Consider the following 13,646-nt stretch of genomic DNA (forward strand, 5'->3'; position numbering starts at 1 on the left):
GTCTATCAACACTAGAAAAATATAATTCAATTAATAATGGAAGAAAAAAAACATAAAATAGTCTGTTTTGGAGAAGTTCTTTGGGATATATTTCCCGGGGCTCAAAGAAGAATCGGGGGAGCACCCTTCAATGTGGCGTACCACCTTTTTAAAATGGGTGTAAATGTAGAGATGATCAGCAGCGTGGGAGATGATGAACCTGGCCACGAATTGCTGCAAAAGATTAAAAACTGGCAGATTCCTACAGATACTATTCAGATCAATCAGGAATATCCTACAAGCACTGTTGTTGCTACTGTGGATGAAAATAACGATGCCCATTATGATATTGTAGAAAATGTAGCCTGGGATTTTATAGAAACGACACCTGAAAATCTTAAGTCTGCCAGAACAGCAGATGCTTTGGTTTTTGGAACATTGGCTGCCCGAAATGAAAAAACAAAAAATACATTATTTGAACTGCTTGAAACAGGAAGTTATAATGTTTTCGATATCAATCTGAGAGCACCTTATTACGATATCAGAATTATTAACGAACTGCTGCATAAAACTCATTTGGCAAAATTCAATAAAGCAGAACTGAGGATGGTTCTGGACTTTCTAGATAAAGAATATAAAACCGAAGAAGACAGTATCAGATATCTGCAGGACAAATTCGGGATTCGGGAAATTATTATTTCTAAAGGAAGTAAAGGAGCATTGTATGCTATAGATGATCGTTTTTATCTCTATCCTACAATCCCGGTTGAGGTTAAAGATACGGTGGGAAGCGGAGATTCATTTTTGGCAGGATTTTTATCCAAAAGGATCGGGAATGAAGCTTCTGCTCATGAGATTATGACTCAGGCGGTTTCACTGGGGGCCTTTATTACTTCACAGGAAGGCGCCTGCCCGGAATATACTTTAAAAGATTTTAAAAGATTTAAAAACCGTTATCCCGTTACTGCTCTCAGCTAAGGTTCAAAACATGAACTCAAACATTACAACCGGAACAGCTAAAGGAATACTGATCCTTTAGCTGTTCTTATTTTATTGGAAAAATATTTTTTGTATCTTGGTTATTTATACTGTTGGATGTTTTAGCTCAACAATTTAGTATAAATTTCGTAACCTTTAAATCTAAATAACCAATAGAAAATAAACTGAATGAGTTAAACAATCAGGAACTGATAGAAAGAGCGAAAAAAGCCAGTTCAAACAAAATAATGAATGCAGTGATAGTAGGGTTTATGGCTGGTATTTCTATTTACAGTACAGTGAAAAATGGTTTTGGATTCTTTACATGTTTACCTGTTGTTTTTATTCCTTTTGTCATAAATTCAAAAAAAATCGACCGGGAATTACAGGAAGAGCTAAAATCTAGAGATTTAAAATAAAATAATATTTTCGCTTGTTGAAAGTGGTAAAAAATAAGTTTCGGCCCATTGCTTTTAGCAATGGGCCGAAACTTATTTTAAAGTAAAATGTCTTACGATAAAGTCTCTGAAAATACAATTTCAGTAAAGTTTTCAGTAAAAATTTCAGACACTCAATACGGATTTTACCTATGCGAAAATTTCAGAAAATACTTTTGTAAAAAAGGGCAAAAATTTCCTTGAAAACATCTGTTATTTGTGAATGTCAAGCAAAGGTAAAATAAGGTTTTTATTTAGGTTGGTTTAATATTTTACCGTCATATCTTATGAATTTAGTAACGAAAAATTAATGTTATTGCCTAAATTGTAATGTTTGAATTGTTAATTGTGTTTTTTTAAATGATACATTTACAGTTGATTAGCTTGGAATAATTATTGTTTGCATAAAATCTCTTGGTCATTTTCATAAAATACTTATATTTACCACCAAGGAGTTCTTAACACCTTCTTTATCAACCGAAAATGGTTACACTTAGCTGTGTATTAAAAGGGAATCGTGTGCAAATCACGAACTGTCGCGCAACTGTAAGTAACGGATAAGGTTTTTATCAAAATAAAGGTCCACTGTATACCCGGTATATGGGAAGGACGATAAAAACTGTTACAAGTCAGGAGACCTGCCTATTTCGAATTGACGATGCTTTCGCGGTCTGAAGCTTATAGTCAGGTATGATACGATATGGATAACATTTTGGTCAAAAATCTTTGTCAGGTCATGTTATTTTGTGATACAAATAGGTAATGGAGCAGTATGCTTTTTCATTATGCTATCGTTCACCGTATTTTCCTTTTCCATAGTTTTCTTTCCCAAAGGTATTGTGAAGTTTATCAGGAACTTTTTATTAATCAACATAAAAAGTTAAAAAGTGTATCTATCCGATCTCGATTATTTATGCAGGAGCAGCAGACTTGGAAACAAACAGGTTTGCAGGAACTTAATTATTCAAAATTCCGAATTTCGGAAAACGGAGAGCATTACTTTGCTTCTCTTCCGTTCATTACTTTTTATCGCCCAATCATTGGATAGAGCTGCTTACTGCAATGTTTGTCTATTGTCTTCTACGAACAAATTTCAACTAAACAATAAATATTATAATGACTAAAAGTGAAAGTTTGAAGTCTCCCGGTATGAAATTTCGGGAGGCCATGGAAAAAGAAAGTCCTCTTCAGATTGTTGGAACTATTAATGCCAATCATGCGTTACTCGCACAGCAGGCTGGCTTCAATGCTATTTATCTTTCCGGTGGAGGTGTGGCGGCAGGTTCTTTAGGAATTCCGGATCTGGGAATTACGACGCTGGAAGATGTTTTAATAGACGTTCAGCGTATTACCAATGTTTGCGACCTCCCGTTAATGGTAGATGTAGACACTGGATTTGGTCCTTCTGCATTTAATGTGGCAAGAACGGTGAAATCATTGATCAAGGCCGGAGCAGCCGCATTACATATTGAAGATCAGGTAGGTGCAAAGCGCTGCGGACACCGCCCTGGAAAGGAAGTGGTAAGCAAAGAAGAAATGGTAGACAGACTGAAGGCTGCTGCGGATGCCCGTAGTGATGATAATTTTGTAATTGGCGCCAGAACAGATGCTTTCGCTAATGAAGGTCTTGAAAAGACACTGGAAAGAGCAGTAGCTTACAAAGAGGCCGGAGCAGATTTTATTTTTGCAGAAGCCGTTCCGGACATAACCTTTTATCAAAAATTTGTTGATGCCACAGGAATCACAGTATTAGCCAATATAACAGAATTCGGAATGATTGAAATGTATACTGTAGAAGAATTGAAAAATGCAGGGGTAGGGTTGATCCTTTATCCTCTTTCTGCGTTCCGTGCGGCTAACAAAGCAGCTCAGAATGTATACGAACATCTCCGCAAAGAAGGCACACAAGCCAATGTACTGGATACGATGCAAACAAGGGAAGAGCTCTATAAAAGCATCGGATATTATAATTACGAACAAAAATTAGATAACCTTTTTAAACAAAATAATTGATATGTCAACGAGCACCGAACCAACATTTAAACCTAAAAAGAGCGTCGCTCTTTCGGGGGTCACAGCAGGGAATACAGCGCTTTGTAGTGTAGGAAAGAGCGGAAACGATCTTCACTACAGAGGATATGATATTCTGGATCTGGCAGAAAAAACAGAGTTTGAGGAAGTTGCTTATCTTCTGATATACGGCCAGCTGCCTACCGCCTCCCAGTTGAAAAACTATAAAGCAAAATTAAAGTCTCTAAGAGGATTGCCTCATTCTGTAAGAAATATTTTAAAGAGTATTCCCGCAGCAGCACACCCAATGGATGTCATGCGCTCAATGGTATCTGCAGTCGGAAGTATTCAGCCGGAAAAAGATGATCATAATATGGCAGGAGCAAGAGATATTGCGGACAAACTTCTGGCATCATTTAGCTCAGGGCTATTATATTGGTATCACTATACTCATAATGGTAAAGAAATCAATGTTGAAACAGATGATGACACTATTGGCGGGCATTTCTTACACCTGTTGCATGGCAAAAAAGCTCCTGATTCCTGGGTAAAGGCAATGGAAATATCTCTAAATCTTTATGCTGAGCACGAGTTTAATGCGTCCACTTTTACTGCGCGTGTCATTGCGGGAACAGCTTCCGATTTTTATTCTTGTATAACAGGGGCTATTGGTGCTTTGAGAGGGCCAAAGCATGGAGGAGCCAACGAAGTAGCATTTGAAATTCAAAGCCGTTACAATTCCCCGGATGAAGCAGAAGCAGATATCCGTAAGCGTATCGCCAATAAAGAAGTCATCATTGGATTCGGGCATCCGGTATATACCATCTCAGACCCAAGAAACGTGGTGATCAAAAAGGTAGCTAAGCAGCTTTCTGAAGAAGCCGGAGATATGCTGCTGTATAATATCGCAGAAAGACTGGAAACCGTCATGTGGGAAGAAAAGAAGATGTTCCCGAATCTTGACTGGTTTTCCGCCGTTTCTTATCACTTAATGGGAGTTCCTACTCTGATGTTCACTCCTCTATTTGTTATTTCAAGAGTAACAGGATGGAGTGCCCACATCATAGAGCAAAGACAGGATGGGAAGATCATCCGACCGAGTGCCAATTATACAGGCCCTGAAAACAAAGAATTTATATCTATCAACGAGAGGAAATAGTTCAAAGTTGAAAACTGAAAGTGAAAACTGGAAAATTAATTATTAATAATGCCCAGACTAAACTCCTTAAGCAGTTGGTGATCAGTTTTTAACTCCCCACTTTCAATTCTTATCCTCAATTCTCAATTAATCAAAATTTTCAATTATAAAAAATGAGCTCACACATTTCAAACGAAAGACCACAACCGGACAACGTATTAGCAGATATTGCAGACTATGTATTAAACTACGAAATTAAAAATGATTTAGCCTGGAAGACTGCTCACTACTGTCTTTTAGACACAATCGGGTGTGGCCTGGAAGCATTGACTTATCCGGCATGTACAAAACTTTTAGGACCTATAGTAAAGGGGACTATCGTTCCAAACGGAGCAAAAGTTCCTGGTACACAATTTCAGCTAGACCCTGTTCAGGCAGCATTCAATATCGGAGCTATTATCCGTTGGCTGGATTTCAATGATACCTGGCTGGCCGCAGAATGGGGACATCCGTCGGACAATCTTGGAGGAATCTTAGCAACAGCAGACTGGTTATCCAGAACCAATATGGCAGAAGGAAAAGCTCCTCTAAAAATGAAACAGGTGCTGGAGGCAATGATCATGGCTCACGAAATTCAGGGAGTAATGGCGTTGGAAAACTCGTTCAATAAAGTTGGCTTAGACCATGTATTACTGGTAAAACTGGCTTCAACAGCAGTCGTTGGAAAACTGATCGGCCTGAACCGTGATGAAATAATCAATGCCGTATCATTAGCATTTGTTGACGGGCAGTCTTTGAGAACTTACCGACATGCTCCGAATACAGGTTCGCGTAAGTCATGGGCTGCAGGAGATGCCACCTCAAGAGCAGTACGTCTTGCCTTGATCGCTAAAACAGGTGAAATGGGATATCCATCTGTTTTAACAGCAAAAACATGGGGATTCTATGATGTTTCTTTCAAAGGAAATGAGTTTAAATTTCAGAGAGACTACAGTTCTTATGTGATGGAAAATGTACTCTTCAAAATTTCTTTCCCTGCAGAATTTCATTCACAGACAGCAGTAGAAGCAGCAATGACATTACACAAAAAATTAAAAGACCTTGGAAAAACAACAGATGATATTAAAAAACTTACAATACGTACTCACGAAGCTGCTATAAGAATTATTGATAAAAAAGGACCATTAAACAATCCTGCAGACCGTGACCACTGTATCCAATACATGATTGCCGTTCCATTGATTTACGGCAGACTCACTGCGGCAGACTATGAAGATAATATTGCTTCAGATCCCGGAATTGATATTCTTCGTGATAAAATTGAATGCGTAGAAGATGTTCAGTTTACAACAGATTACCATGATCCGGAAAAACGCTCCATTGCCAATGCGATGACTATAGAATTGAACGATGGGACTATCCTGGATGAAATTGTAGTAGAATATCCTATTGGCCACAAGCGTAGAAGAGAAGAAGGTATTCCTGAGCTGATCAAAAAATATAAAGTCAATCTCGCCCGTATCTTCCCTGAAAAACAACAGAGAACAATTCTTGAAAATTCGTTGGAATATGATGTACTGATCAACCTTGATGTCAATGAATTTGTTGATCTTTTAGTAATTTAAAAATGAAAGGATAAGAGTTGAAAATTGAAAATGAAAAGTTATTAAACATGTAGAGGCTGAGTTATTATTGCATTTCCCATTCTCCAATTTTTCACTTTCCATTTTCAATTCTCCACGCTACACTAAAAAAAATCTATGTCACAAAAAATAAAAATATTAGTCAATGGAAATTTTACAGAAAGTACAACTAAAAACTATCTTCCTGTAGAAAATCCTGCTTCACAGGAAATTCTGGCGGAAGTTCCTCTTACAGAACTATCCGAAATAGATGAAGCTATTGAAGCGGCAAAAGAAGCTTTCAAAACATGGAAAGAAGTAGCCACTCCCGAAAGAGCAAGGCTGTTTCTGAAGTACCAGCAGCTCCTAAAGGAAAACCAAAAAGAAATTGCCGAAATTCTGTCCAGAGAAAACGGAAAAACCTTTGCTGATGCTATGGGAGACGTATGGCGCGGAATAGAAGTGGTGGAACATGCCTGTAATATTCCAACTCTGATGATGGGGGAGACCGTAGAAAATGTAGCACGAGGAGTTGATACATACAGTTATATACAGCCTCTTGGAGTTTGTGCGGGAATTACACCTTTCAACTTTCCTGCAATGATTCCTTTGTGGATGTTTCCTATGGCCATTGCCTGTGGTAATGCATTTATCTTAAAGCCTTCAGAGCAGACTCCTATGACCTCCATGAAAATGGCAGAGCTGTTTTTAGAGGCAGGATTCCCCAAAGGAGTCCTGAATATTGTTCACGGTTCAAAAGATCAGGTTAACCATATCTTAAACCATCCTGACATCAGGGCTATTTCGTTTGTGGGTTCTGTTCCGGTTGCTGAACATGTTTACCGTACAGGAACAGACAATCTGAAAAGAGTTCAGGCTTTTGGAGGAGCAAAAAATCATATGGTGGTAATGCCCGATGCCAATAAAGGGCAGGTGATCAATAACCTTGTAGGAGCTTCCTGTGGTGCAGCTGGTCAGCGTTGTATGGCAATCAGTGTTGCTGTATTGGTAGGTGAGGCTCAGAATTGGGTAGAAGATATTAAAACGGCTTTAGGAACCATCAAACCTGGAGTATGGTCTGATGAATCTGCAGCTTTCGGCCCATTGATTAATCAGCAATCTAAAGAAAAAGTTCTGAGATTAATTAAAAGTGCATACGATCAGGGAGCTGAAGTATTATTAGACGGAAGCAACTGTAAAGTAGAAGGGTATGAGAAAGGCTATTTTGTAGGGCCTACCTTATTTAATAATGTATCCGTTGATATGGATATCTACAAAGAAGAAATTTTCGGACCTGCATTATTATTGCTAAAGGCGGAAACTTTAGATGAAGCAATCAGGATCATTAATGAAAATCCTTACGGAAACGGAACTTCGATCTTTACCAACTCCGGAGCCGCTGCCAGAAAATTCCAGCACGAGATTGAGGTAGGACAGATTGGAGTGAATCTTCCTATTCCTGTACCATTGCCGTTTTTTTCTTTCACAGGATGGAGGAAATCATTCTTCGGCGACTTACATTCCTACGGGAAACAGGGCGTTCGTTTCTATACTGAAACCAAGACTATTACTGCCCGCTGGTTTGAAGAAGACGTACCGGGAGGTCATGTGAATATGACAATAAATCTTAAATAGTGAAAAATTGAAAGTTGAGAATTGAAAATGATTTTCATTCTCTGCCAATAATTTTCAATTCTCAATTAAAACAATTTTTAATTAAAGGAAATGGAGTTTAACCTAAGTCAAGACCAACTGGCATTCCAGGATGCAGCTAGAAAATTTGCTGAAAAAGAGCTGTTTCCCTATGCCTCTGAGTGGGATGCCCAAAAGAAATTTCCCAGAGAAGCTATCGCTAAAGCAGGAGAGCTGGGATTCTGCGGAGTTTATACAAGTGAGGAAGCCGGAGGATTGGGACTATCACGATTGGATGCTGCCATTATATTTGAAGAATTGGCTGCTGCCTGTCCTTCAACCACAGCCTATATTACCATACATAATATGGTTTCATGGATGGTGGATGAATTTGGGAATGAAGAGATTCGCAAAGAATTGTGTCCGGATCTGGCATCAGGTAAACTATTGGGTTCTTACTGCCTTACCGAACCGGGCTCAGGCTCAGATGCGGCAGGACTGAAAACTACAGCCGTAAAAAACGGAAGTCAATACGTTATTAACGGAACCAAAGCGTTTATTTCTGGAGCCGGAGAAAGCGATATACTTATTGTGATGGCCCGTACAGGAGCATCAGGCACGAAAGGAATTAGTGCTTTTGCTGTACCTTCTGATACTAAAGGAATCAGCTTTGGAGAAAAAGAAAAAAAACTGGGCTGGAATACTCAGCCAACTCGTTTTGTATTTTTAGACGATGTTGAGGTAGACGAAAAATATCTTTTAGGTAAATTAGGCGAAGGATTTAAAATTGCACTGAAAGGGTTGGACGGAGGCCGTATCAATATAGGAACCTGCTCTGTAGGTGCAGCTCAGGGCGCTGTTAATCAGGCTCAGCGTTATATGCATGAAAGGCAGCAATTCGGGAAGTCTTTGGCTCAGTTTCAGTCGCTTCAGTTTAAAATTGCGGATATGGCCACAGAACTGGTTGCAGCCCGCCAAATGGTACAACTTGCAGCATTTAAGCTTGATTCCAAAGACGTTAATGCTACAACCTATTGTGCAATGGCCAAAAGGCTGGCTACTGATATGAGTTTTAATATTTGTAATGAAGCCCTTCAGATCTTAGGAGGCTATGGATGTACACAGGATTTTCCGGTAGAAAGATTAATGCGTGATGCCAGAGTACATCAGGTTGTAGAAGGAACCAATGAAATTATGAAACTGGTCATCTCAAGAAAAATTCTTGAAGAAGGAGCTACTTTGCAGATAAGATAATTAATGAATTGAAAAATGAGGAAAATTAATAATAGGGAATTAAAAATTGATAATGGTTTTATAATTCATCAGAAATATTACTCCTTCAGATATTCATTCTCAGTTTTCAATTAAAAAAATCAATTAAAAAAATGGGTTTAATAATAACAGAAATAAAAAATAAAGTCGGAATCATCACCCTTAATTCTGAGAAAACGCTCAATTCGCTGTCATTAGAAATGATAGAAGAACTGAAAGTTGTTTTGGATGATTGGAAAATATCTGATGAGGTGAATTGTATATTCCTTCAGGGTGCAGGTGAAAAGGCATTCTGTGCGGGAGGAGATGTCAGAAAGCTGTATGATGCCATTATTGCACAGCGTTCTATTGATGATACTGAAGTTCCTCAGGATTGTTTCGATTTTTTCTCAAAAGAATATAAGTTGGATTATTCTGTTCATACCTATCCGAAACCTGTCATCGTTTGGGGACACGGAATTGTAATGGGTGGGGGAATTGGTTTAATGGTCGGAGCATCACACAGGATTGTGACTGAAAGAAGTAAACTGGCCATGCCGGAAATTACAATCGGGTTATATCCTGACGTAGGCGGAACCTGGTTTTTGAATAAAATGCCTTCCGCCTATGGATTCTATCTTGGGTTGACAGGGGCAAGGCTGGATGGTGCCGACTGCAAATTCTTAGGATTAGCAGATTACTATATAGAATCTTCTTCAAAAGAAACAATTCTAAAAGATCTTCTACAGACAGAATGGAATGGATCTTATCATAAAACAGTTTCTGATATTCTGGAAAATATTTCAAAAGATATCATCATTCCTGAATCACAGGCGTCAGCACATCAGTCGTTTATTCAGCAATTCGAAGGCTTGAAATCTTTGGAAGAATTCAGGAAAATAATAATTAATCAAGAAGATAAAGACGACTGGATCAATAATGGTCTGGAAAGTTTCGAAGCCGGATCTCCAAGCTCTGCTCATATTATTTTCAGGCAGCTGAAAGAAGGTAAAACGTTAAGTCTGGAAGAAGTTTTCCAGTCTGAACTGAATCTTTCATGCCAATGCTGCATACACCCGGATTTTGCAGAAGGCGTAAGAGCTTTATTAGTAGACAAAGATAGGTCTCCGAAATGGCATCCGGCAACACTGGACGAAATCACTGAAGAATGGATAGACTCGTATTTTTATGAGTTGAAAATTGAAAATTGAGAATGAAAAATTAATAATGGAAAATTAAAAATTGGTAGTTGGGAACAGGAAATGAATGTTTGAAAATAAATAATTTTTTCTAATTAATTCTCAATTTCAATTTTTTACATTTTCAATTTAATTTTAGTCGTTTTTACAATAGATACAAGAAGTTTAACCATTTCTTCAGCTTGTGGAAATACAGAATTGTAAATAGAAATGTCAATGATACTGCTGTCTTTTAATAATTGTATCCAATATAGAGTTTCATTAGCTTCTTTGAGGGAAATACTCATTTTATGGAGAAAATCTCTGGTACTCTGTGCGTGTTCTGCTTCACGTATCAAAGCACCAACAGCAGTCCCTGAACGCAAAAGTTGTTTAGATAAAACAAACTCTCTTTTTTCAGAAGACAAATGTTGATATACTTTGATAATTTGCAAAGCAAAGACATAAGATTTTTTTTAAACGACATTTTCTTTCATTAACTCAATTTACATCGAATTTTCTAAATAATTAAAAAAGTGTATTTCATTCTTTATAATGTGGTAATCATTTAAAATATTCAATTAGTGATTATAAATTAGTGATTTTCAATTTTTAACTCTCAATTTTTAATTAAAAAATGTCAAATATAGCATTCATAGGATTAGGAAACATGGGTGGGCCGATGGCGGTAAACCTGATGAAAAACGGTCATAACGTTATTGGTTTTGATCTTTCGGAAACGGCATTAGAAACCCTGCAGGCAGCTGGAGGAAAAATTGCTGGATCTGCTTTGGCCGCTGGCGGAGAAGCAGATGTGGTGATATCTATGCTGCCTTCCGGAAAGCACGTTGCAGAATTGTATTCTGAAGAATTTATAAATAATCTGAAACCTAATACATTACTGATTGACAGTAGTACCATTGATGCGGTAACTGCCCGTTCTGTGGCAGAACTTGCCGTTTCAAAAGGCTGTAGAATGATTGATGCTCCCGTTTCAGGTGGAACAGCCGGAGCTCAGGCAGGTACGTTAACCTTTATCGTAGGTGGTAAACAGGAGGATTACGAAAAAGCAAGGCCAATACTTAAATGTATGGGACAGAACATATTCCATGCCGGGGAATCCGGGGCTGGACAGGTTGCGAAGATCTGTAATAATATGCTGCTGGCGATTCATATGATTGGTACATCCGAGGCGATTAATCTCGGAGTGAGACATGGTCTTAATCCTCAGATATTAAGTGAAATTATGCAAAAAAGTTCAGGGAAAAACTGGTCTTTGGAGGTGTATAATCCTTATCCGGGAGTAATGGAAAATGCACCTGCTTCCAGAAATTATTCCGGAGGCTTTGCGGTAGACCTTATGGCAAAAGACCTTGGATTGGCTGCTGAAGCAGGATTAGAATCAAAAACAGCAACACCTCTCGGCAATACAGCCCTGAATTTATACAGAATGTGGAGCGAAGCCGGAAAAGGAAAAACAGATTTTTCCAGTATTATTCAGTTTCTGAACGCAGAGCTTTAATAGTGGAGAATTGAAAATTAAAAATTAAAAATGGAATGTCATCTCGACTTCTTTATAACTTTCAATTTTCAACTGTTCAATGATCAATTAAAAAATTAAAAAAGTGAATTTCGAAACATTATTATATCAGCAGGACGGTCATATCGGGACTTTGACCATTAACAGACCACAGGCATTAAATGCCTTGAATGAAAACGTTTTAAAAGAATTGAAATCATTTGCCGATGAAATAAAAACAGATAAAAATATACGGGCGCTGATCATTACCGGATCAGGTGACAAAGCATTTGTGGCAGGAGCGGATATCAAAGCAATGCAGGGAATGAGCCCAAAAGAAGCTGAAGATTTCTCAATAGCTGCTCAGAATGCTTTTAATGCTGTTGAAACCTTGCCATTTGCAGTAATTGCTGCTGTAAATGGATTTGCATTAGGAGGAGGATGTGAATTAGCATTGTCCTGTGACATTATTCTGGCTAGCGGAAAAGCTAAATTCGGACTGCCTGAAGTAACTCTAGGATTATTGCCATGCTTTGGCGGAACCCAGCGCTTACCCAGGGCCATCGGATTATATAAGGCTAGAGAAATGGTTTTCTCCGGAGAATTTTATTCTGCAGACACCTGTAAAGAATTTGGATTTGTGAATCATGTTTTTGCTCCGGAAGACCTTTTGAATGAAGCTCAGAAACTTGCAGAAACAATTGCTTCCAGAGGTCCGGTGGCTGTAGCCAAAGCAAAACAGTCTTTAAATACAGGTTTTGAACTGCATATCAAAGATGGATTACAACAGGAAGCCGCCTTATTCGGAGAATTATTCACTACAGAAGATCACAACGAAGGTATCGGAGCGTTCATAGAGAAGCGCAGCCCGGAGTTCAAAGGAAACTAGACATAGTGAGTTAAAAATGAAAAGATTAAGAGTTGAGAATTGAAAATAAAAAGTGAAAAATTGTACCGTCAAGCAAGTAAAAGGTGTAAAATTGATGTCATGATTAATTTTTAATTCTCCATTCTTAAAATTTTCAATTAAATTGTTATTCCATGGTTGTTCTTAACTTCAGCCATTACAAAAGTGCTGTGGGTACTTCCAATAGAATCTACAGATCCCAGTTTATTAAATACAAAATCCTGGTAATGTTTCATATCACGGACCTGAACTTTCAGTAGGAAATCAAAGTCTCCGGAAATGTTGTAGCATTCAGCCACTTCCTCAATCTCCAGAATTTCTTTTACAAAATCATAACCCACAGACCTGTCATGGATTTTTAATTTGATCTGGCAAAAAACTGTAAACCCCCGATTGAGCTTTTCAGCATCCAGAACTGCGGCATATCTTTTAACATATCCTTCCTGTTCGAGCCTTTTTACTCTTTCAAAAACAGGAGAAGTAGACAGGTTAACTTCTTTGGCCAGTTCTTTAACTGTCAGTTTTGCGTTTTTTTGAAGCAGTCTGAGTAACTGTACATCTTTATCATCAAGTTCTTCCACAGAATATTATTCTTTTAAATTATAAAAACAGTTAAAGATAAGGAATTTTATGCTTTTATAAATTGTTTTAAAAGTTTAATTTGCTTAATTATTCATTGTTTATTGTTGTTTTATTCTGTATTGCTAATTTTACACAAAATTAAAAACTTTACCGGTGACGGTTGTTACTGGTAAAAATCAGTTCTTTATAGATACTTCATCAAACAGGAAAGGTTTTACTTAAGGTAGATTAATAGGGAATCGTGTGGAAATCACGAGCTGTCGCGCAACTGTAAGTAACATATCAAAAGTTTCTGTCCTTGCATATCCACTGCCAAAAGCGGGAAGGATGACGGAAACTGTTACAAGTCAGGAGACCTGCCTTTACTGAATTGACAATGCTTTCGCGGTCTGAAGCTTTTGGGTCATACAGAT

General features: G+C 38.0%; 11 protein-coding genes and 2 riboswitches. Of the genes, 9 read left to right on the plus strand and 2 right to left on the minus strand.

From position 1 onward, the window contains the following. Positions 1–36: 36 nt before the first annotated feature. From AC27VX_RS05840 to AC27VX_RS05870, 7 genes are all read left to right on the plus strand, one after another. Positions 37–957 (plus strand): carbohydrate kinase family protein, encoded by a 921-nt coding sequence (locus AC27VX_RS05840; protein WP_488694362.1) that lies wholly within the window; start codon positions 37–39, stop codon positions 955–957. A gap of 904 nt (positions 958–1,861) precedes the next feature. After that, positions 1,862–2,054: riboswitch (cobalamin riboswitch) on the plus strand. Positions 2,055–2,510: 456 nt separating this feature from the next. Then, positions 2,511–3,407 carry a methylisocitrate lyase gene (gene prpB, locus AC27VX_RS05845; protein ID WP_300689319.1) on the plus strand — a complete coding sequence of 299 codons (897 nt, stop codon included), beginning with the start codon at positions 2,511–2,513 and terminating at the stop codon, positions 3,405–3,407. 1 nt (position 3,408) lies between these two features. After that, complete coding sequence (gene prpC / locus AC27VX_RS05850) at positions 3,409–4,563, plus strand: bifunctional 2-methylcitrate synthase/citrate synthase (RefSeq protein WP_236858837.1); 1,155 nt, start codon at positions 3,409–3,411, stop codon at positions 4,561–4,563. 152 nt (positions 4,564–4,715) lie between these two features. Further along, a complete protein-coding gene (locus AC27VX_RS05855) occupies positions 4,716–6,167 on the plus strand; it encodes a bifunctional 2-methylcitrate dehydratase/aconitate hydratase (RefSeq protein WP_300689315.1) in 1,452 nt (483 codons plus the stop codon). Positions 6,168–6,302: 135 nt separating this feature from the next. Then, positions 6,303–7,799 (plus strand): CoA-acylating methylmalonate-semialdehyde dehydrogenase, encoded by a 1,497-nt coding sequence (locus AC27VX_RS05860; protein WP_488694365.1) that lies wholly within the window; start codon positions 6,303–6,305, stop codon positions 7,797–7,799. 90 nt (positions 7,800–7,889) lie between these two features. After that, on the plus strand, positions 7,890–9,050 hold the full coding sequence (locus tag AC27VX_RS05865) for an acyl-CoA dehydrogenase family protein (protein ID WP_236858840.1): 1,161 nt from the start codon (positions 7,890–7,892) through the stop codon (positions 9,048–9,050). A gap of 131 nt (positions 9,051–9,181) precedes the next feature. Further along, on the plus strand, positions 9,182–10,258 hold the full coding sequence (locus tag AC27VX_RS05870; RefSeq protein ID WP_488694367.1) for an enoyl-CoA hydratase/isomerase family protein: 1,077 nt from the start codon (positions 9,182–9,184) through the stop codon (positions 10,256–10,258). Positions 10,259–10,362: 104 nt separating this feature from the next. Here the strand turns inward: AC27VX_RS05870 and AC27VX_RS05875 are convergent, their stop codons facing one another. Next, a complete protein-coding gene (locus tag AC27VX_RS05875) occupies positions 10,363–10,653 on the minus strand; it encodes a four helix bundle protein (protein ID WP_488694369.1) in 291 nt (96 codons plus the stop codon). 209 nt (positions 10,654–10,862) lie between these two features. On the opposite strand from AC27VX_RS05875, the gene mmsB reads away from it, so the two are divergent. Both mmsB and AC27VX_RS05885 read left to right on the plus strand, forming a co-directional pair. After that, positions 10,863–11,747 (plus strand): 3-hydroxyisobutyrate dehydrogenase, encoded by an 885-nt coding sequence (gene mmsB, locus AC27VX_RS05880; protein ID WP_300689305.1) that lies wholly within the window; start codon positions 10,863–10,865, stop codon positions 11,745–11,747. A gap of 103 nt (positions 11,748–11,850) precedes the next feature. After that, the gene (locus AC27VX_RS05885; protein ID WP_236858844.1) at positions 11,851–12,633 is read left to right on the plus strand and encodes an enoyl-CoA hydratase/isomerase family protein; all 783 of its coding nucleotides are present in this window, start codon (positions 11,851–11,853) and stop codon (positions 12,631–12,633) included. 137 nt (positions 12,634–12,770) lie between these two features. On the opposite strand, the gene AC27VX_RS05890 is transcribed toward AC27VX_RS05885, so the two are convergent. After that, positions 12,771–13,232, minus strand: a complete 462-nt coding sequence (locus tag AC27VX_RS05890) for an Lrp/AsnC family transcriptional regulator (RefSeq protein WP_236858845.1) — start codon at positions 13,230–13,232, stop codon at positions 12,771–12,773. A 193-nt stretch (positions 13,233–13,425) separates the two neighbouring features. Next, positions 13,426–13,611, plus strand: a riboswitch (cobalamin riboswitch). Positions 13,612–13,646 lie beyond the last annotated feature (35 nt).

It is taken from the genome of Chryseobacterium sp. 14P4.3.2, assembly GCF_057799275.1.